Origin of the sequence: Sphingomonas soli NBRC 100801, assembly GCF_001591025.1 — a bacterium.
Classification (GTDB): Bacteria; Pseudomonadota; Alphaproteobacteria; order Sphingomonadales; family Sphingomonadaceae; genus Sphingomonas; species Sphingomonas soli.
Window position 1 is genome coordinate 1 of sequence record NZ_BCTZ01000006.1, and the last position, 19066, is coordinate 19066.

General features: G+C 64.9%; 18 protein-coding genes. 6 read left to right on the plus strand and 12 right to left on the minus strand.

The features are described from left to right. The first annotated feature begins 116 nt into the window (after positions 1–116). Both SSO01S_RS05425 and SSO01S_RS05430 read left to right on the plus strand, forming a co-directional pair. On the plus strand, positions 117–776 hold the full coding sequence (locus SSO01S_RS05425; RefSeq protein ID WP_066796394.1) for a hypothetical protein: 660 nt from the start codon (positions 117–119) through the stop codon (positions 774–776). Positions 777–780: 4 nt separating this feature from the next. After that, positions 781–1842 carry a winged helix-turn-helix domain-containing protein gene (locus SSO01S_RS05430; protein WP_157073657.1) on the plus strand — a complete coding sequence of 354 codons (1062 nt, stop codon included), beginning with the start codon at positions 781–783 and terminating at the stop codon, positions 1840–1842. A 246-nt stretch (positions 1843–2088) separates the two neighbouring features. On the opposite strand, the gene SSO01S_RS05435 is transcribed toward SSO01S_RS05430, so the two are convergent. Beyond that, the gene (locus SSO01S_RS05435; RefSeq protein WP_066796397.1) at positions 2089–2925 is read right to left on the minus strand and encodes a metal-dependent hydrolase; all 837 of its coding nucleotides are present in this window, start codon (positions 2923–2925) and stop codon (positions 2089–2091) included. A gap of 54 nt (positions 2926–2979) precedes the next feature. Between SSO01S_RS05435 and SSO01S_RS05440 the strand changes: the two genes are divergently transcribed. Next, a complete protein-coding gene (locus tag SSO01S_RS05440) occupies positions 2980–3570 on the plus strand; it encodes a TetR/AcrR family transcriptional regulator (RefSeq protein ID WP_066796399.1) in 591 nt (196 codons plus the stop codon). Between the two features lie 6 nt (positions 3571–3576). On the opposite strand, the gene SSO01S_RS05445 is transcribed toward SSO01S_RS05440, so the two are convergent. From SSO01S_RS05445 to obgE, 6 genes are all read right to left on the minus strand, one after another. Further along, entirely contained in the window at positions 3577–5544 is a 1968-nt protein-coding gene (locus tag SSO01S_RS05445; protein WP_066796401.1) for an ATP-binding protein, read from the minus strand. A 22-nt stretch (positions 5545–5566) separates the two neighbouring features. Then, entirely contained in the window at positions 5567–6757 is a 1191-nt protein-coding gene (gene spt, locus SSO01S_RS05450) for a serine palmitoyltransferase (protein WP_066796403.1), read from the minus strand. 19 nt (positions 6758–6776) lie between these two features. Beyond that, the gene (locus SSO01S_RS05455; RefSeq protein ID WP_066796405.1) at positions 6777–7019 is read right to left on the minus strand and encodes an acyl carrier protein; all 243 of its coding nucleotides are present in this window, start codon (positions 7017–7019) and stop codon (positions 6777–6779) included. An 885-nt stretch (positions 7020–7904) separates the two neighbouring features. Then, positions 7905–8807: an NAD-dependent epimerase/dehydratase family protein gene (locus tag SSO01S_RS05460; protein ID WP_066796408.1), complete on the minus strand. Its 903-nt coding sequence runs from the start codon at positions 8805–8807 to the stop codon at positions 7905–7907. 13 nt (positions 8808–8820) lie between these two features. Continuing rightward, positions 8821–9927: a glutamate 5-kinase gene (gene proB, locus SSO01S_RS05465; RefSeq protein WP_066796419.1), complete on the minus strand. Its 1107-nt coding sequence runs from the start codon at positions 9925–9927 to the stop codon at positions 8821–8823. A gap of 131 nt (positions 9928–10058) precedes the next feature. Continuing rightward, on the minus strand, positions 10059–11108 hold the full coding sequence (obgE, locus tag SSO01S_RS05470) for a GTPase ObgE (RefSeq protein WP_066796422.1): 1050 nt from the start codon (positions 11106–11108) through the stop codon (positions 10059–10061). 146 nt (positions 11109–11254) lie between these two features. Here obgE and lptF point away from each other — a divergent pair, with 146 nt between their 5' ends. Next, a complete protein-coding gene (gene lptF, locus SSO01S_RS05475; protein WP_174520758.1) occupies positions 11255–12448 on the plus strand; it encodes an LPS export ABC transporter permease LptF in 1194 nt (397 codons plus the stop codon). After that, positions 12445–13545 (plus strand): LPS export ABC transporter permease LptG, encoded by a 1101-nt coding sequence (lptG, locus tag SSO01S_RS05480; protein ID WP_066796425.1) that lies wholly within the window; start codon positions 12445–12447, stop codon positions 13543–13545. The genes lptF and lptG overlap by 4 nt, the downstream gene beginning before the upstream one ends. Before the next feature lie 36 nt (positions 13546–13581). On the opposite strand, the gene SSO01S_RS05485 is transcribed toward lptG, so the two are convergent. After that, complete coding sequence (locus SSO01S_RS05485; RefSeq protein WP_066796520.1) at positions 13582–14670, minus strand: fatty acid desaturase family protein; 1089 nt, start codon at positions 14668–14670, stop codon at positions 13582–13584. 121 nt (positions 14671–14791) lie between these two features. Here SSO01S_RS05485 and SSO01S_RS05490 point away from each other — a divergent pair, with 121 nt between their 5' ends. After that, complete coding sequence (locus SSO01S_RS05490; protein ID WP_066796428.1) at positions 14792–15943, plus strand: GNAT family N-acetyltransferase; 1152 nt, start codon at positions 14792–14794, stop codon at positions 15941–15943. A gap of 44 nt (positions 15944–15987) precedes the next feature. On the opposite strand, the gene SSO01S_RS05495 is transcribed toward SSO01S_RS05490, so the two are convergent. From SSO01S_RS05495 to SSO01S_RS05510, 4 genes are all read right to left on the minus strand, one after another. Next, positions 15988–16239 (minus strand): hypothetical protein, encoded by a 252-nt coding sequence (locus SSO01S_RS05495; protein ID WP_066796431.1) that lies wholly within the window; start codon positions 16237–16239, stop codon positions 15988–15990. Between the two features lie 299 nt (positions 16240–16538). Then, a complete protein-coding gene (gene xth / locus SSO01S_RS05500; RefSeq protein WP_066796434.1) occupies positions 16539–17309 on the minus strand; it encodes an exodeoxyribonuclease III in 771 nt (256 codons plus the stop codon). 5 nt (positions 17310–17314) lie between these two features. Continuing rightward, positions 17315–17656, minus strand: a complete 342-nt coding sequence (erpA, locus tag SSO01S_RS05505) for an iron-sulfur cluster insertion protein ErpA (RefSeq protein WP_066796437.1) — start codon at positions 17654–17656, stop codon at positions 17315–17317. Between the two features lie 127 nt (positions 17657–17783). Continuing rightward, a complete protein-coding gene (locus SSO01S_RS05510; RefSeq protein ID WP_066796440.1) occupies positions 17784–18968 on the minus strand; it encodes a M23 family metallopeptidase in 1185 nt (394 codons plus the stop codon). Positions 18969–19066 lie beyond the last annotated feature (98 nt).

Genomic DNA, 19066 nt, shown 5'->3' on the forward strand with positions numbered 1-19066 from the left:
CGAGGTGCGCTTCACCAATGCACCGCCCCCTCCCCAACACGCCTTGCAAGAACGCCGCGGATGCTGAAAACCACGCATCGCCACACTCGAGATGGCGCAAGTGACGGGGGACGTGCATGAAATTGGTTTACGCCGCAGCCTTGGCATCCAGCCTGGCTTTCGTCGACGAAGCGGCCGCCCAGCAGGTGACCGCCTTCAAAATCGGCGCCGTGGCGATCGAGGGTTCGCTTCCCGCTGGTTTCTGCACACCCACCGGCGACGCCATCGAAAAGGCCAGGATCGGAGCGGCGGCCGACACCGGCAACGTCACGCACGCGACTTTCTATTCCTGCGCCCAGATGCGCGGCGGCGGCCGCATCGACGACTATTTCCTGATCAAAACTCCATCCAACCTTCTCGACACCGAATTGGCGCGCGAGGAAGTGTTGACCCAGCTCACCGCGGAATTCGACGATCCGAATTTCTCCGAGGAGAAGCTTTCCCGCCAAGCAGGCGAAGAAGCGAGCAAGGGGATCAGCAAGGCCAGCGGAACCGCCACCGAAGTGACCACCGATATCCGTCCGCTCGGGCGAGACAAGGATTGCGCCTATATGGGCGGCATCGTCGCCGCCAGCACCGCCGAGGGCTCCTTCGCGCTGAACGTGGCGGGATGCATCACCGCAGTCGGCGACCGAATGGTGATGGTGTTCCGCTATGCAAAGGGCACAAATGTAGCTGGCGCGGCGGCCTTGCTTCCCGACGCGCGCAAGCTTGCCATGGCGCTGCGCGTCAAGTGACGCGATGAGCGCGCCCTCCGGCATATTGCGCTTCGATCGCTTCATGCTCGATCCGCAAGACCGCCAGCTCAGGCGCGACGGGGTGCCGGTCGAGCTCAGCGCCCGCTATCTCGACGCGCTGACGCTGCTTGTCCGCGAATCCGGCCGGCTGATCTCCAAGGAACGGTTCCACGACGAAGTCTGGCGCGGCATTCCCGTCACCGACGAGGCGCTTACCCAGTGCATCAAGACGCTGCGCCGCCAGCTTGGCGACGACGCGGCCAATCCGCGCTTTATCGAAACCATCCCCAAGCATGGCTATCGCTTCATCGCGGCGGTGACCGCCGGCGAAGGCGAATCCCCTGCCCCTGCCGCTTCCACGCCGGCCGCGCCGCCCACGGCATGGAGCCGATTCCTACTGCTCGGCGCGGCGGGCACCGTGGGCGCGGGCGCGGCGGGCGCGATCGGCGGGCTGATCTATGGCTTCGCGGCAACCTCGCAGGCCGGGATCGGCACGGTTTCGGTGTTGCTCGTCCTGATCTGCCTCACCGTGCTCGTCGCGTTGATGGGCGGTGCCGGCGTCGCGTTCGGGATCGCGGCTGCGGGGTTCTTCTCGGGCAGGCGATGGCAGTGGAGCGTCCTAGGGGGTGCCGCGGGCGGCATGGTCGTCGGCGCGGTCGTCAAACTACTCGGGCTCGATGCGTTCAATCTGCTGCTCGGCCATTCGCCCGGCGACTTTGCCGGGGGGCTCGAAGGCGCGGTGCTCGGCGGGGCGGTCGGTCTGGGCGGCTGGCTCGCGCATCGCCGGTCCGCATCGCTCCGCCGCCGCGTCGCCATCGCCGCCGCTGCGGGCGCGGCCGCCGGGGCTCTGATCCCGTTCATCGGGGGACGCCTGATGGCCGGAAGCCTGGATTCGCTCGCGCGCAGCTTCCCGGGGTCGCGCCTGCGCCTCGATCATGTCGGCGGCTGGTTCGGCGAGGGCGGTTTCGGCCTGGTCAGCCAGATCGTCACCGGCGCGCTCGAAGGCGCATTGTTCAGCGGTTGCGTGATCGGCGCGATGATCCTCGCGCTTCGCGACGGGGATTAGCTCGGCCTTGCAATGTAGGGGATCGCCTGCTTGGCTTCGCAGCCCGGGCAACCCCCGCGCTCTTTGAACCCGTAAACCGATAAACGCGCGATTCCACCTCGCGGACATGCGCTCCGTGCGAATGGAATATCGAAGGCAGACGCGTGTCCCCCGGCGCAAACCTGGGCGTCTAGGTTCTCGACATTTCCCTGGCGAAGCCGGAATCCCCAATCGCGCCACGCAAAATTCCCGAAAATCCATTCACTTTCAGGCTGCGGCCATCTTGTAGGCGCTCTCCGCGCGGCCGATCAGGTGGCGGTCGTCATGGTTCCAGGGGTGGAATCCCGGCAGAAAATATGCGGCCAGCGATGGCGCGATCCGCCGCAGCAGCCCCGGCTTGCCGATCAGATACCACCAGACCTTCCGGCGGGCGCCTTTCTCCAGCCCATCCTGCCGCAGCAGCTCGACCGCGCCATCGACCCGTTTCTTCCAGAAATTGAGCGTCACCAGCACCATCATCAACGACTTGAGCCGCCAGCGGCGCCACTTGCTCCAGTCCCTCGTCGCATGCAGCCAGGTGTCGTAGGCGACGCCCTTATGCTCCAGTTCCTCGATCGCGTGCCAGCGCCACATATCGGCCTGCTCGGCATCGACGCCCGCGAAATAATCCGGGCTTTTCAATATCATAGAGGCGAGAATTGCCGTGTAATGCTCCAGCGCCATGGTCGCGGCCAGGTTCACGACCGCCGGGCGCTCGCGGATCACCGCCAGCACTTCGTCCACCGCCTTTTCCAGCGGCGCGAGGTCGTAGCCTGCCTCCACCACCCGCTTGTTGAACGCCACATGCTCGCGGCTGTGCATCACCTCTTGCAGCGTGAATGCCTTGATCTCCGCAGCCAGCCGCGGCGACGCGCCGTCGCGGAACGCCTTCACGCTCTCGATGAAAAACGCCTCGCCCTTGGGAAAGGTGATCGACAGCGCATTGTGAAACGCGGTCGCCACCGGATCGCCCGCCATCCACCAGCGCTGCTGCGCGCCGTCCCGCCCAAAGCGCCGGTCGCGGGGCGTGATAGTGAGGTCTGCAGGAGTCTTTGGATTGACCACGGGAATTCCTCCACTAAGCCGGATACCACAGGGGCATAAAGTTTACTTACACTAATGTCAATAAGTCCACGCAAACGTCTTAGTCCGGAGGAATCGCGTGACGCCTCGCTGGAAGCAGCGCGCACATTGCTCCTTGAATCGGGCCCGCAAGCCGTAACGCTAAAGGCCGTGGCGGCGCGGATCGGGCGCACGCACGCCAATCTGCTCCATCATTTCGGCTCCGCATCCGGATTGCAAAAGGCACTGGCGGCCAACATCGCCGAAGGAGTTACCGCCAAGATCGGCGAGGCGATCCTGCGCGCACGGGAAGCCGATCATAATCCGCGCGAAGTCGTCGATCTGACCTTTGATGCCTTCGACAAGGAGGGTGCGGGCGCCCTGGCAAGCTGGATGATCCTCACCGGCAACCACGATGTGCTCGAACCGATCCTCGAATCGGTCCAGAAGCTCGTCGACATGATCGATCGCGATCATCCGCATCAGGGCGCGTCGCTGCAGGAGGAAACGCTGCAACTGGTCCTGATGGCGTTGGGCGACGCTCTGCTCGGAGCACCCATGGCTGCGGCGCTGGGCCTTCCTCGCGGCAAGGCCCGCGAGCTGGCAACCGATGCGATCATCCGCGGGCATCTCGATCTAGAGGGCTAGGACGCGTTACTCTGCAGCCTCGCGGGGGGCTCGCCGTGCTTCCTGGTCCACCGCCTCGTCCAGCGCGCGAGCCAGCGCCGCCATGGTGAACGGCTTGCGCAGCACCGGCCGGCCGCGAAACACCTCGGCATCGACTTCGCCTGCAAAGCCGGTGACGAACAGCACCGCGACTCCCTCAATCCGGTCGCCCATCGCCGCGATCATCTCGGGCCCGGTCTGTCCCGGCATCAGCACGTCGGAAACGATCGCGTCGAGCGGTTCCAGCGTGCCGATCAACTGCATCGCCTCCAGCGGCCCCTCACAGCCAGTGACCGCGTGGCCCAGCTCCTCGAGTGCGCCCAAGGTTGCGGCGAGCACGCGGGGATCGTCTTCCACCACGAGAATCGAGAGCCGCCGCGCGGCCGTAGCCGTAGCCGTAGCCTCGCTCGCCTCTTCCGCGGTCTCGGCGACCGCCTCGCCCAGATAGCGCGGCAGATAGAGCGTCACCGTGGTCCCCTGGCCCACTTCGGTGTCGATCCCAATTTCGCCGCCCGATTGCCGGACAAAGCCAAAGATCTGGCTGAGCCCCAGACCTGTGCCCTGTCCGACGGGTTTGGTCGTGAAAAAGGGCTCGAACACCCGCTCAAGCACTTCGCTGCTCATGCCGCAGCCGGTATCGGCCACGGCGATGGTCACATAGTCGCCGGCCGCGCTCTCGCCGACCTCGCCCTGCGCCAGCGTGCGCATGCCCGACCAGATCGTCAGCATGCCCCGGCCATTCATCGCGTCACGGGCATTGACCGCAAGGTTGAGCAGCGCGTTTTCGAGCTGGTGGCGATCGACCCAGATCCGCCAGTCGCCCTCACCGGGCCTCGTCTCGACCGCGATCGTGTCGCCCAGCGTGCGATCGAGCAGGTCGCTCATCCCCTCGATCAGCTTCCCCGGCTCCACTGCTTCGGGAAGCAGCGGCTCCGAGCGGGAGAAGGCAAGCAGGCGCCGGGTGAGCGCTGCGGCGCGGTTGGCGCCTTCCATCGCATTTTCGATATGTCGCTGCGCATCGGGGCCACCGATGTGCATCTGGCGCTTGGCAAGTTCCAAACCGCCCAGAACCACCGCCAGCATATTGTTGAAATCGTGCGCGATCCCTCCGGTGAGCTGGCCCACCGCCTCCATCTTGTGCGCTTGGCGAAGCTGCTCCTCGGCGACGATGCGTTCATGGACTTCGGCGCGCAATTGCGCGGTCGCTTCGGCCACGGCGTGCTGCAGCTCGGCGGCGCGCTCGCGCTCGCTGATGGCTTCAGCATCCGCGATTGCGCGTTCGCCCTCGGCCTCGATCGCCATCCACCCGAGCAGCACCGCGCCCAGCACGATCAGCACACCAAAGCCGATAAGGATGCGCGACGCGAGGCTCGAATTATCGATCAGCTGGACTGCGGCGCGGGTACGCTGCTGGAGCAGGACACGCTCGCTATCGACCAGCGCGGCAAGGATCTTCTCGACGCGCGTCCGAGCGTCGCTTGTCCGGACGTTGTAGTAGCTGCCCCACGCGTCGCGATGGCGGTTGTAGGTGGAATATAAAGCGGTCTCGCTAAGCTCCTTGCCGCGCTGATCGAACGCTTCGCGGAGGCTGGCGAGCTGCTCCTGCTGGGCGGTATTGTCGGAGGTTAGCTGACGCAGCCGGTTCAGTTGCTCGCCGGCTTTCCCCCATTGATCGGCATATTGCCGCCCGAGCGCCGCGTCCGCGCTGACCACATAACGGCCCAGCGCGGCCTCAGCCGAGGCAATCGCGCCCGAAAGCTGGTTGGCGCGCATGATGACTTCGAACGTGTGCTGCTGGAGCGCGATGGCGCGGTCGCGGGCGTCGTCGGTACGCTGCTGGACGAAGATCAGCGCGCCCAGCACGGCGATGCCCAGCACCGCCAGCACGCCAAGCAAGCGGAAGCGCCAGTTCGTATCGCGAACTGCGCGCTCCAATGCGGTGAGGCCCTCGCTCATTTCGAGGGGGACTCTAGCCAAATCAGGCGATTACGCCAACCGCCTGCCCCGCCGCCTTGAACATCCCCAGCACCTTCTGGATCTGCTCGGGCGTATGCTCGGCACAGAGCGAGCAGCGCAGCAGGAAAGTCCCAGCGGGCGTGGCCGGCGGGCGGGCCATGTTCACATACAGGCCGCTATCCAGCAGCGCCTGCCACATCATCACCGCCTGTTCCTGATCCTTCAGGATCACCGCGATGATCGCGCTATCGGGATTCTCGGTCCCGAGCTCGAAGCCCATCGCCTTGAGCCCGCCATGCAGCGTCCGGGCATTCTCCCACAGATGCTGACGTTTGTTGTGCGCGAACTGGAGCTTGCGGATCGATGCGGCGGCGGTGGCGACCACGCTGGGGGGCAGCGATGCGGTGAAGATATAGGGGCGGCAGGCCAGGCGGATCGCCTCGAACTTGGGATGGTTCGAGACGCAGAAGCCGCCGACGGTGCCGACCGACTTGGAGAAGGTGCCGACGATGAAATCGACATCGCCCTCGCAGCCCTGCGCCTCATAGACGCCGCGGCCATTCGGACCGAAAAAGCCCATCGAATGCGCTTCGTCGCTCAGCACCATCGCGCCATGCTTCTTGGCGATTGCGACCATCTCCTTCAGCGGCGCGATGTCGCCCAGCATCGAATAGACGCCTTCGAGAACCACCAGCTTGCCCGCTTCCTTGGGCAGGCGGCCGAGGCGCTTGTCGAGATCGTTGATGTCGTTGTGGCGGAAGCGGACGATCTCGGCATAGCCCTGCTTGCAGCCGTCATAGATCGATGCGTGGCTGTCGGCGTCTAGGATGACATATTCGCCCTTCCCCGCGAGCGTCGATATCATGCCCAGATTGGCCATGTAGCCGGTGGAAAAGACGATCGCTCCGGTAGTCCCGTAAAAGTCGCGCAGCGCCTGCTCGACCTCCATATGATCGCGGAACGTGCCGTTGAGCATGCGGCTGCCATTGGTGCCGCTGCCGAACTGATCGAGCGCGTCCTTGCCGGCCTGGATCACGTCCGGATCGAACGTCATGCCCATGTAATTATAGGTGCCGAGCAGGATCGTGTCCTTGCCCGCGATCACCGCCTCGGTGGGCGACTTCACCTTTTCCATCACGATCGCGAACGGATCGGTGACGCCGGTGTCGATCAGCGCCTGGCGCTCCGCGATCAGGCCGTCGAACTTCGACATCAAATCCTGGGTCACCGGATCAGCCCTTCAGCTTGGCGACGGCATCGACGAGCTGGCCGACATTTTCGATCTCGGCCTGCATGTTCATCGTGATGATGATGTCGAACTCGTCCTCGATCTCGGCGACGAAATCCATCACGGTCAGGCTGTCCCATTCGAGATCGCCGGCGAACGTGGTCGCGTCGGTGATGGCGACACCCTTCTTGTTGAAGCGCTCGATCAGCGGGGCGACGGTGGCGAAGATTTCGGTGCGGTCGGTCATGGCGCGTCCTTAGTGGCTCGACGATGCACTGCCAAGCGAATGCGGCGGAAACGCGGTGGCGGCGGGGCGATGAACGCGCGAAAGGTTACACAAAGGTGACACCAAGAACGCTACCTGCGCGGCGCGAATGTTCCCAATGTTCGCACTGACAAAGGGCCAAGCGGCTGACGATTTCAAAGAGCGGCCGACAATGCCGACCGGCTGAGCCAAGCAGGTGAAATCCTACATTGCAAGCACTTAGGCCGTGAATGTTCCAACGACCGCTTTGGGCGCCTCCCGGAATGGCCGAGGTTGGGTGGAAAGCCGTCATTCCGCACGTCCCCACCCGTCATCCCGGACTTGTTCCGGGATCCACCTGGCGGCACTCGGTGGACAAGAGGCTCCAGCATAAGCACCCGCGGCTCCGTGGACCCCGGAACAAGTCCGGGGTGACAGTGATCCAGGGTCCGCTATTGGGTCGTCAGCGGCCCGACCGCTGCTAGCGGGGTGCCGTCACCGCTGAACGACGTCAAATGGGTGGTTAGCTGACATTGCCCACATCCACACCTGTCATCCCGGACTTGTTCCGGGATCCACAGGGCGGCACGCGATGGACAAGAGGTTCTAGCGTCAAAACCGCAGCTCCGTGGAGCCCGGAACAATTCGGCGATTCTCCCTTTGCGCTAAGCAATCCACGTCATCCCCGCGAAAGCGGGGACCCAGAGCCACACAGGACACAGCGCGCGACCCTGGGTCCCAGCTTTCGCGGGGATGACGAAAAGGGCGCGCCTGCTCCAAGGGGATAAGCACCGAACAAGTCCGGGGTGACGAAGAGAGGGGAACAGGAGGGTACGGACGCCCGCAACGGAGGCGATATCCGACCGGCAGCATTTGCCAATCCACGACCTAGAGCAGCCCCTGCGCCCGATACCATTCGGCCGTTGCCGCCAATCCGGTCCGCGTCTCGATCTGCGGGGTCCAGAGGTCGGGTGCCGGGCGTTTCGATGGATCGACGACCCAGTCCGGGTGACAGAAATAAGCGACGCGATCCCTGGTGAGCTTCGCGCCGGAGCGGCGGAAGAGGCCGTCGAGCATTGCGCCCAGGTTGAGCAATGTGCGCGGCAATGCGAAGGCGCGGATACGCTTGCCCACAGCATCGCCCACGGCGCGCGAGAATGCCTCGTGGCTCCAGCCGCCCTCGACACCGTCATCGGGTTCGAGGATCAGACGGCCAGGGTCGGTCTGCGCGAGCGCAATCAGCAGCCGGGCGAGGTCATCGGCGTGGATCGCCGACATCTGGCCGCCCGGCGGGAGCAAGGCGAGGCCGCGCTTCGCCAGCCTAAACAGATCGAGCATCTCCATGTCGCCCGGGCCATAGACTGCGGGCGGGCGGACGATCGTCCAGTCGAGCGCGGAGGCGCGGACCAGCGCCTCCGCACGCTCCTTCGAGCGGCCATAATTGGAGAGTTGCGGCTCGCGCGCCGATAGCGAGGAGACCATGACGAAGCGGCGCACGCCCATGGATTCAGCGGCATCGAGCATCCGCTGGGTGCCCTCCACATTGCCGCGGATGAAGCCGATATGATTGGGCGCGTTGACCACGCCGGCGATGTGCAGCACCGCATCCGCCCCGCTGGCGAGACGAGCGAGGCTGTCCACGCTTTCAAGGCTGCCATCGACCCAGACCACGCCCTCGCGCGGGGGCTGGGCACGGCGGGTGAGCGCGCGAACCTGATGCCCGGCGGCGAGCGCCAGATCCAGGGTGCGCTTGCCGACAAAGCCGGTGGCGCCGGTGATGGCGAGAATCATGCTCCCCCTACCCTCACAGCAGCGCCATATGGCTGCGATGGATCAAGGCGGCGCGCGGGGCGTAGCCGAGGATTTCGGCATGCTCCTCGCTGCGCTTGCCGGTGATCCGGATGGCGTCTTCGCTGGGATATTCGGACAGGCCCCGGGCGATCTGCGTACCATCGGGGCCGAGCACGACGATCAAGTCACCGCGCGCGAATTTGCCTTCCACGCGAGTGGCACCGGCGGCGAGCAGGCTGTTTCCCTTTGCCAGCGCACGCGCCGCGCCGGCATCGACATGGATCTGGCCCTTGGCGGTAAGGCCGCCCGCCAGCCATGCCTTGCGCGCAGGGGCCGACTTTTCCGCGACGAACAAGGTGTGGCGAGCATCGGCGGAGAGCGGGCGATCGACCCTGCCCGAGGCGATGGCGAGATGCGCGCCAGCCGCATTGGCGATGCGCGCGGCGGCGATCTTCGAGACCATGCCGCCCGACCCCATGCCCGAAGCCGAGCCCCTGTCGGCCATCCCCTCGATCGCGGAATCGATCCGCTCGACGCGCGCGATGTGCTGCGCGCCGGGCAGCGCGGGATTGCGATCGTAGAGGCCGTCGACATCGGAGAGGAGCACCACGCCCCCTGCCCCAGCCGCCTGACCCACGCGCGCGGCGAGGCGATCATTGTCGCCGAAGCGGATCTCCTCGGTCGCGACCGAATCGTTTTCGTTGAGGATCGGGACGACACCGAGCGTGAGCAGCCTATCGAGCGTGGCGGCGGCGTTGAGATAGCGGCGGCGGTCCTCAAGATCGTCGAGCGTGACGAGCATCTGCGCCGCGGTGAGGCCGTTTGCGCCGAGAACTTCGGCCCAGACCTGGCTAAGCGCGATCTGCCCGACAGCGGCGGCAGCCTGCGCATCCTCCAGGCTGGCGCGACCGCCCTTGCCGAGGCTGAGACGCCGCGCACCAAGCGCGATCGCGCCGGAGGAGACGACCGCAACCTGCTGCCCCGCGCGGACGCGTTCGGCGATGCCGGCGGCGATCCCCTCCAGCCATTCGCGCCACACGCTGCCATCGGGATCGACGAGCAAAGCGGAGCCGATCTTGACGATCAGGCGCGGGCAGGTGGCGGGGGGAAAGAGGGGCATAAGCGCCAGTTGTGGAAAAGCGCGGAGATTGGCAAGTTCCAATCCTCTCCCGGAGGGAGAGGATTTTTTGGCCCCTCACCCAACCCTCTCCCGCAAGCGGGAGAGGGCTTTAGAAGGTAGAGCCTAGAAGGTTAGATCGGCGACCATTCGATTGCGTCTTCGCCGTCATCGTCTTCGGCGACCTGGCCATGGTCGGGGCCGATCGCTTCGAGGAGCTTGTCGAGGACCCAATCGACGCCGGTGCCGGACGCGCCGGAGAGCGGGATGACTTCGGCACCGCTGGCTTCCTCGAGTTCGGCGGAGAGCGCGGCGATGAGTTCGTCGTCGAGCGTGTCGATCTTGTTGAGCGCGACGATGACCTGCTTGTCGGTCAGGCCCGCGCCATAAGCCTCCAGCTCGTCGCGGACGATGCGGTAGCTTTCGGCGACGTCCTCGTCATTGGCGTCGACGAGATGGAGCAGCACGCGGCAGCGCTCGATATGGCCGAGGAAGCGGTCGCCGATCCCTGCCCCGTCGGCAGCGCCTTCGATCAGGCCGGGAATGTCGGCGATGACGAACTCGCGCTGCTTGTGGCGGACGACGCCCAATTGGGGGCGCGTGGTGGTGAAGGCATAGGCGCCGACCTTTGCCTGGGCGTTGGTCACCTGATTGATGAAGGTGGACTTGCCCGCATTGGGCAGGCCGACAAGGCCGGCATCGGCCAGCAGCTTCAGCCGCAGCCAGACCCACATTTCCTCGCTCGGCCAGCCGGTGCCGTGCTGGCGCGGGGCGCGATTGGTGCTGGTCTTGTAGCTGGCATTGCCGCGCCCGCCATCGCCGCCGCGCAGGAAGACGATGCGCTGGCCCTCCTTCACCATATCGGCGAGCAAGGTGCGCTCGTCATCATCGGCGAGGATCTGTGTGCCGACCGGCACCTTGATCACCAGATCGTCACCGCCTGCGCCGGTGCGGTTGCTGCCCGCGCCGCCCTGACCGCGCGGCGCCCGGAAATGCTGGGTGTAGCGGAAGTCGATCAGCGTGTTCAGCCCCGCCACCGCTTCGAAGACGATATCGCCGCCCTTGCCGCCATTGCCGCCATCGGGGCCGCCATATTCGATATATTTCTCACGGCGGAAGCTCACCGCGCCGGGGCCGCCCGCGCCGGAGCGAACGAAAATCTTGGCCTGATCGAGGAAATGCATGGCTGCGCACTTAGTCCCGTTGCGAGAACGGCGCCACCCCTGCGCAACTTTCTTGCTGGCGCGAGGCGGAACCCGTCGTATAGGCTTGTGGTTCACGCAAACGGGCGAACCAGCGCCTGTTTAAGGAAGGCAGCCCAAGCACGCGCATGAATTCGATCGATCGCTATATGGCGCGGCTGATCGCGGTTCCGTTGATCTCGACGCTCCTGATCTCTGCAATGCTGCTGGTGCTGGACCGCATGCTGCGGCTGTTCGACTTCGTCGCGAACGAAGGCGGGCCGGTTAGCGTCGTCTGGCGGATGCTGGCAAACCTGCTTCCCGAATATCTGGGCCTGGGCATTCCGATCGGGCTGATGCTCGGCTGTCTGCTCGCATTCCGGCGGCTGGGCACGTCGTCCGAGCTCGACGTGCTGCGCGCGGTGGGGATCAGCTATACGCGGCTGCTCAAGGTGCCGTACATGTACGCCATCGCGCTGGCTTTGCTCAATTTCTCCATCGTCGGCTTCGTCCAGCCCTGGGCGCGCTACAATTACGAGCAGCTCCGCTTCGAATTGCGCAGCGGCGCGCTGGGTGCCTCTATCAAGGTCGGCGAGTTCGCCAGCTTCGGCCAGCGGATGACGCTGCGCATCGAATCGAGCAAGAATGAGGGCCGCGAACTATCCGGCATCTTCGTCCAGATGGCGACCAAGGACGGCCCGGTGGCGGTGACCGCCGAGGGCGGGCAGTTCATGCGCTCCGACGATCCCGACACGATCATCTTCCGGCTGACCAACGGGACTTTGGTGCACAAGGACAAGGCATCGGCGGTGCCGCGCGTGCTGACCTTCACCACGCATAATCTGCCGATCCCGCTCCCCAAATACGAACAGTTCCGAAAGCGCGGCGACCGCAGCCTGGAGCAGACGCTGCCCGAGCTGTCGCGCATCGGCAGGGACCGGACGGCGAAGGAGGAATTGCGCGATACGAGCCGGGCGGCGTGGCATTTCCGCGTCGCCGAAGTCGCATCCATGTTCCTGCTGCCGATGCTGGCGGTCGCGCTGGGCGTGCCGGCCAAGCGATCGACTTCGGCGCTGGGCGTGTTCCTGTCGATCGTGCTGATCGTGACATATCACAAGATCAACGAATATGCGCAGGCGATCGGGGCATTGGGGCGGATCGACCCGCTCATCGCGCTCTGGACGCCATGGGCGGTGTTCGCGGGGCTGACCTTCTGGCTCTATTACCAGACCGCCTATGTGCCGGGCGCGCAGCCGCTCGCCGCGCTCGAGAAGTGGTTCGACAAATTGGTCAAGATGTTCACCCGCTATCTGCCCGGACGCCGGAAGGCGGAAGCCGCATGACCAACTTTCTCGACTTCTTCCCGTCGCGCACCATGTCGCTCTACATGGCGCGGATGTTCCTGGTGCGGACGTTCGCGATCCTCGCGGCGCTGGTGCTGGTGCTGCAGGCGCTCGACCTGCTCAGCGAAAGCGGGCGGATCCTGGCCTATGCCGGCAATGGCGATGCGGAAGTGTGGCGCTATGTGAGCCTGCGCTCGCCCGAGATCATCGCGCGCTTCCTGCCCTTTTCGGTGCTGCTGGGCACGATCATCACGCTCAGCCAGCTCAACCAGAACAGCGAAGTCATCGCGATGAAGGCGTCCGGACTCTCGGCGCATCAGGTGCTGGCACCGCTGATGCTGACCGGGCTGGTGGTGGCGGCGATCTCGTTCGGGTTCAACGAGCGCGTCGTGGCGCGCTCCTCCGCCACGCTCGCGCAGTGGAAGAAGGTGGAATATGGCCCGCTCCCGATCGACCGGGGCGACCGATCGCACGTGTGGGTGAAGGACGGCAACCACCTGATCGTGGTCGAGCAGATCAAGGGACGCGGCGACGCGGCCCTGCTATCCGGCATCACCGAATATGAGCGCGAGGGACAGTCGCTCCGCTCGATCCTGACGGCCAAGACGGGCAAGCGCGACGGCACCGGCTGGCGGGTGGAAGGCGCGGAACGCTTCGACGTGGCGACGGGCGTGGTGACGCCGGTGGGTTCGGTGCGCATCGCCGACGGCGTGCGGCCCGATCAGTTCACCCTATCGAACATCAACGCGGACGGCATGTCGTTCGTCAGCCTGCGCGAGGCGATCGAGGATCTGAAGGTCGCGGGCCGCCAGACGCGCGCGCTGGAAGGCTCGCTCTGGCACAAATTCTCCGGTCCGCTGTCATCGGTGCTGATGCCGCTGCTGGGCGCGGTTGCCGCATTCGGGCTGGCGCGGAGCGGCAAGCTGTTCTTCCGCGCGGTGATCGGGATGGCTTTGGGCTTTCTCTACTTCGTCGCGGACAATTTCGCGCTGGCGATGGGCAATCTGGGCGCCTACCCGCCCTTCCTCGCCGCCTGGGCACCGTTCCTGCTGTTCCTGATGATCGGCGAAGCGGTGTTGCTCAAGACCGAGGAATAGGACGCTCCCCGGCTTCCGCCGGAGAGCAAGCTTGGCTTAGCGCTTCACCATCGTCGAGCGGGCGAGCTGGCCGACAAGGCCGGGAAGGCCCGGATAGCTCGCCTTGTGATAGGGCGAGTCCGGCTCCAGCGACGCAGTGATCCGGCGATGGGCCTGGCCGAGATTATGGTACGGCACGCTCGGCAGCAGATGGTGGAGCGCATGGTAGCGCAGACCCACCGGCGCCCAGAGCGCCGGAAGCAGCGCGGGCGGCGGCACGTTGACGCTGTCGAGATACTGGGCGGTGACGGTCATCGTCTCCCCTTCATTTTCCCACAGATGCGCGACGAGCGTGCGGATCTGGTTCATCACCGTGAGAAGCGAGACGATCGCGAGCACGATCAGGAACATCTTGAGCGGGATGATCCCGGTGACGACCATCGCGATGACGGCGATCGACCAGATGCTGGCGCCCGCCTCCATCGCCAGCCATTCGGCACGGAAGCGGCCCGTGGGCATGCGGCGGCGATAGGCGGGGTTGATGACCAGCCCCGAATAGCGCTCGATCACGGCCTTGCGCAGCGGCGGGATCACCAGCGAAAGCGGCGTCAGCACGCCATAGCGGATCAGCAGGCCGATCGGCGCGAGCGCGGCGAGCAGCACGAACACGGGCAGCGACCAGGGCTTCATCAGCGCAAGCGGCAGATATTCGGGATCCTCGACCGTGCCATATTTCATGCGGGCATGATGATGGACGTGGACGTCTTCATACATGAACGAGGGCACGGCGAGCGGGATACCCACGAGCAGGTTCCAGCCCAGCCGGAAGCCCGGCACCGCGCCCGGCTTCATATGCGAAATCTCGTGAATGAAACTCACCGCACGATAGAGCGCCAGCGCCGAGACCAGCCCGGCGGCAAGACCGATGCCAAGGCTGGCGGTGGTGACCGCCACGACCAGCGCGGCATAGCCGATCACCACGGAGGCGAGCAGATCGCTCCAGTAGATCAGCGGCTTGTGCGCAGCGAGGTCGCGCGCCATTTCGGCGGCGGCGCGGAGCATCGCCTTGTCATCGGCGATCCGCTCACGGGTCTTGCGCGGCGTCGCATCCGCTTCGCGCGCATCGAAAGCAACGGCAGTGTTCATGGTCTGGCCCATTGCAATCAGATAGTGGCTAGATGTTGGCATTAACAGGTCCGGAAGGTTCCGGCCTTGACAGCACGCCCGCGACGCAGGACTTCACCGGCGCAGAAAGGGGCTTCTTCCCATGTCTTCTTTGTCCATCCGCCCGGTAATCACCAAGGCGGACACCAAGGCCTTTGTCGAGATCGCGTACCGGCTGAACAGCGGCGACCCCAATTGGGTGCCGCCGCTTCGCAGCGAGGAATATGCAAAGATAAGCCCGAAGAAGAATGGCTGGTTCAGCCATGCCGAAGCGCAGTTTTTCATAGCGGAACGCGGCGGCAAGGTGGTCGGCCGGATCTCCGCGCATATCGATTTCCTCGCGCTGGAAATGCCGCCCGAGCAGGGTTTCGGACCGGGTACGGGATTTTGGGGCATGTTCGACGCGGAGGACCAGAATGCCGCAAAGGCGCTGATCAACGCTGCGGAAGACTGGCTGCGCAAGAAAGGCATGACCCGGGCCGTGGGCCCGATAAGCCTGTCGATCTGGGAAGAGCCGGGGCTACTGGTGAAGGGCTATGACCATTCACCAACCGTGCTGATGGGCCATCACAACCCGCAATATCGCGGCTGGATCGAGGCCATGGGCTATGGCGCGGTCAAGAAACTGCAGACCTATGAACTGGATATCGAAAAGGGCTTCCCGCCGCTGATCGGGCGCATCGTCGCTGCAGGCGAGAAGAATGCGCGCATCCATATCCGCAAGGTCAACAAGGCGAAGTTCGCCGAGGAAGCGCAGATCATCCTGGCGATCCTCAACGACGCATGGTCGGACAATTGGGGTTTCATACCGCTGACGCAGCCCGAGATCGACGATGTCGGCAAGAAGCTGAAGCCGCTGGTGTTCGAGGATTTGATCCACATCGCAGAGCTGGATGGCGAACCGGTGGCGTTCATGGTGACGCTGCCCGACATGAACGAGGCGCTGAAACCGCTAAAGGGTTCGCTGCTGCCCTTTGGCTGGGCCAAGCTGCTGCTATGGCTGCGCAAGCCGCGGGCGCACACGATGCGCGTGCCGCTGATGGGCGTGGTCAAGCGGCTCCAGGCATCGCGCATGGCGAGCCAGCTCGCTTTCATGATGATCGAATATTCCCGCCGCGCCGCCGTGACGAATTACGGCACCCTCCGGGGCGAGATCGGCTGGGTGCTCGACGACAATCAGGGGATGAACGCGATTGCCGATGCGATCGAAAGCACGGTCAATCGCGAATATCTGATCTACGCCAAGCCGCTTTGAGCGGAAGCGCGGCGGCTGGGGGACCGCCGCGCATCCAGATCAGATCAATATTCGCCGAGCGGATCGCGGCCTTCGCGGATCCACTTGCCGCGAGCCTTGCACACCACCTTGGCGCCGGGAGCATCGCTCTCGGGACGGCAGAGCTTGACGCTCTTGGCGCGGCCGCTGAGCGGCGGCTTGGCTGCCTTGGCGGCCGGGGCGTTGGTCTCGGGATCGGACGAATGCGCGCTGGCGGGCATCGCGACAGCGGCGAAGCTGAAGGCGGCCAGGGCGACGGTGAGGCTACGCATATTCATGGGGGGACACTCCTCTCAATTTCAAAACGGGCGTCTCTGCCCGTACCGAAACGATTGCATCACCCGTGCCAAATCAGCTTGTTACGCTAATTCAACACCTTAGCTAACTTGCGTAATCGTTGAGAGTGCCATAGAGCAGTAATACACACCAATATTTGGCGAAACCGTTCGCTGCCGGACAAGCTGGTGTCCGGAAACGGACGGCAAAAGCGGACCCCAGGGTTGCGCGGAGGCACCCTGGGCTCTGGTTCCCCGATTTCGCGGCGATGACGCCTATTCAATCCGGACGGGTTGGGTGGCTAGCGCAGGCTGACCCAGGTGGGTGCGTGATCGCTGGCGCGCTCGCGGCCGCGATATTCCTTGTCGACCCCTGCCCCAGCGAAGCGATCAGCGGCGATCGGGCTAAGCAGGAGATGATCGATGCGGAAGCCCGCATCGCGCTGCCAGCAGCCGGCCTGATAGTCCCAGAAAGTCCAGACGCCTCCCTGCGGGAAGCGCGTGCGCAGCGCATCGGTCCAGCCCTGAGCGAGCAAGGCGCGGTAACGCTGGCGGCTTTCTGGCTGCATCAGCGCGTCGCTGGCCATTGCGGAGACGGAGAAAGTGTCGTCATCGTTCGGGATGACATTGTAATCGCCCGCGAGCACCACCGGCCGCTCCTCGGACAGCAGCGCCTGTGCGCGATCGGCCAGCCGCTCCATCCATTTGAGCTTGTAATCGAATTTCGGGCCGGGCTGCGGATTGCCGTTCGGAAGATAGATGGAGGCGACGATCAGATCGCCGATCTCAGCCTCGATATAGCGGCTATGCGCATCTTCGGGATCGCCCGAAAGGCCGCGCTGGCGCTCGACCGGCTGTTGCCCACGGGCGAGGATCGCGACGCCGTTGAACCCCTTCTGCCCGTGCCAGACAGCGCCATAGCCGGCCTTTTCGATCTCGCCGACGGGAAGCGTCTCGTCCGAGCTTTTGAGCTCTTGAAGACAGACGATATCGGGCTGCTGTTCGGCGAGATATTCGAGCAGACGCTCCATGCGCGCCTTGATGCCGTTCACATTATAGCTGACGATCTTCATGGCCGTCAGATCGAGAAGCTGGTGCCGCAGCCACAGCCCGAAGCCGCCTGTGGATTGGTTACCGCGAAATGCGCGCCGCCGAGATTATCGACGAAATCGACCTGGCTGCCGCGCACCAGATCGAGGCTGATCGAATCGACGACGAGGCGAACGCCATCCTTTTCGACGACGAGATCGTCGTCAGCAGGCGCATCGGCCATGCCGAACTTGTATTGGAAGCCCGAGCATCCGCCGCCTTCGACCGAAAGCCGCAGGATCGCGGGCTTGGCCTGTTTGGCCGCAATCGCCGCGACACGCGCGGCGGCAGAGGCGGTCAATGCGATATCGGGCTCGGTTACGGTTGCCATGCAAGGGAGATAGTGCCGCAGGCGTGCGGGGGCAATCTCTGCTGCCTGCGCTTTGGCGGTGGGGGGCACCACAAAAGAAAGGGGGCCGCCTTCACGGGCGACCCCTCCCTCTCCTACCCCCTTGGGATCAATCTGCGGGACCGCCGACGCCCTGCGCGCGATCCTGGATCTGGACGAGATATTCGCCGGTTTGGAGGAAGGGGATCGGGTTGACCGCCTTGCCATCGACGCGGACTTCATAATGAAGATGGCTGCCGGTGGAGCGGCCCGTGGAGCCCATCAGGCCGATCATCTGGCCGCGCTTCACGCGGGTATTGCCGGCAACGAGGATCTTCGAGAGGTGGCCGTAGCGCGTTTCGATGCCGCGGCCGTGATTGATCTGAACGAGATTGCCATAGCCGCCCTGACGACCGGCATGGCTGATGACACCATCGGCGGTGGCGTAGATCGGCGTGCCGATCGCACCGGGAATGTCCACGCCCGCATGCATCGCCGCGGTGCCCCGGAACGGATCCGAGCGGACGCCGTAGCTGGAGGTGAAGACGAGCCGTTCGACCGGCTGCATCGACGGGATCGAGATCACCGTCTGCTCGAGCATGTCGAGCTTCTTCCACGTCTGGAACAGCGCGCGGAACTGCGCATCGGCCATGGCCGCATCCGCATTGGCGCCGCCAGCACCGTCATTCTCATCGACCGGCACATAGGGGCCGCCCATCGCGACGCCCGAATAACGCTCCGGCGTCAGGCCGAGCTGGCGGAAATGACGCGCGGTTTCGGCATAACGGGCCTCGCCTGCAGCGCGCGCCTTGCCGGCGAGCGCGACCTGACGGGCCTCAACCTGCTTGAGCGGCGCGAGCACTTCCTCAACGACGGCGCTGGTCTTGGGGGCGTTCGCGGGAAGCGGCTGTTCGATCACGGCGCGATCGACCTGACCGCCCGACATGGTGGCGGCGATCAGCGCCTGATTGCGCTCGACGCGCGCAGCCTGGAGCCTCGCCGCTTCCTTGGCGGCTGCGACGTCGGCCTGCATCTTCACGAATTGCGCGCGCATCTGCTCGACCTGGGCCTCGGGCGAAGAGGGCATACCGGTCACGCCGCTGATCGCGATCGCGCCGACGGTCGCCTGCGACACGCCATAAGCCGAGAAGAGCACGGTGACGGCGGCGACGCCGGCGAGCAGCGCCTGGGTGCGGCCCTGCACGCTGAAGCGGCGGAGATCGCGACCGTCATGGAAAATAAAGTCACGGGTGGTGAAGAAGCTGCGGAACCGCTGGCTCAGCTTGACCGTTTTGGTATTCGACAAATTAGCCATGTATCCCCGGCAACCCGAAAAAAGCCCCACGCCGATTCTTGCGTTCCGGCGGTGCTTCCAAACCCAAATTGTCGCAGCAGCAGCCCCTCCGCTTCTGG

Excerpts from the sequence above, each read along its gene's own strand:
- SSO01S_RS05425 (WP_066796394.1), top strand. The coding sequence starts at position 117 with ATGAAATTGGTTTACGCCGCAGCCTTGGCATCCAGCCTGGCTTTCGTC.
- SSO01S_RS05430 (WP_157073657.1), top strand. The coding sequence starts at position 781 with ATGAGCGCGCCCTCCGGCATATTGCGCTTCGATCGCTTCATGCTCGAT.
- SSO01S_RS05440 (WP_066796399.1), top strand. The coding sequence starts at position 2,980 with ATGTCAATAAGTCCACGCAAACGTCTTAGTCCGGAGGAATCGCGTGAC.
- SSO01S_RS05445 (WP_066796401.1), bottom strand. The coding sequence starts at position 5,544 with ATGAGCGAGGGCCTCACCGCATTGGAGCGCGCAGTTCGCGATACGAAC.
- spt (WP_066796403.1), bottom strand. The coding sequence starts at position 6,757 with ATGTCGAAGTTCGACGGCCTGATCGCGGAGCGCCAGGCGCTGATCGAC.
- SSO01S_RS05455 (WP_066796405.1), bottom strand. The coding sequence starts at position 7,019 with ATGACCGACCGCACCGAAATCTTCGCCACCGTCGCCCCGCTGATCGAG.
- SSO01S_RS05460 (WP_066796408.1), bottom strand. The coding sequence starts at position 8,807 with ATGATTCTCGCCATCACCGGCGCCACCGGCTTTGTCGGCAAGCGCACC.
- proB (WP_066796419.1), bottom strand. The coding sequence starts at position 9,927 with ATGCCCCTCTTTCCCCCCGCCACCTGCCCGCGCCTGATCGTCAAGATC.
- obgE (WP_066796422.1), bottom strand. The coding sequence starts at position 11,108 with ATGCATTTCCTCGATCAGGCCAAGATTTTCGTTCGCTCCGGCGCGGGC.
- lptF (WP_174520758.1), top strand. The coding sequence starts at position 11,255 with ATGAATTCGATCGATCGCTATATGGCGCGGCTGATCGCGGTTCCGTTG.
- lptG (WP_066796425.1), top strand. The coding sequence starts at position 12,445 with ATGACCAACTTTCTCGACTTCTTCCCGTCGCGCACCATGTCGCTCTAC.
- SSO01S_RS05485 (WP_066796520.1), bottom strand. The coding sequence starts at position 14,670 with ATGAACACTGCCGTTGCTTTCGATGCGCGCGAAGCGGATGCGACGCCG.
- SSO01S_RS05490 (WP_066796428.1), top strand. The coding sequence starts at position 14,792 with ATGTCTTCTTTGTCCATCCGCCCGGTAATCACCAAGGCGGACACCAAG.
- SSO01S_RS05495 (WP_066796431.1), bottom strand. The coding sequence starts at position 16,239 with ATGAATATGCGTAGCCTCACCGTCGCCCTGGCCGCCTTCAGCTTCGCC.
- xth (WP_066796434.1), bottom strand. The coding sequence starts at position 17,309 with ATGAAGATCGTCAGCTATAATGTGAACGGCATCAAGGCGCGCATGGAG.
- erpA (WP_066796437.1), bottom strand. The coding sequence starts at position 17,656 with ATGGCAACCGTAACCGAGCCCGATATCGCATTGACCGCCTCTGCCGCC.
- SSO01S_RS05510 (WP_066796440.1), bottom strand. The coding sequence starts at position 18,968 with ATGGCTAATTTGTCGAATACCAAAACGGTCAAGCTGAGCCAGCGGTTC.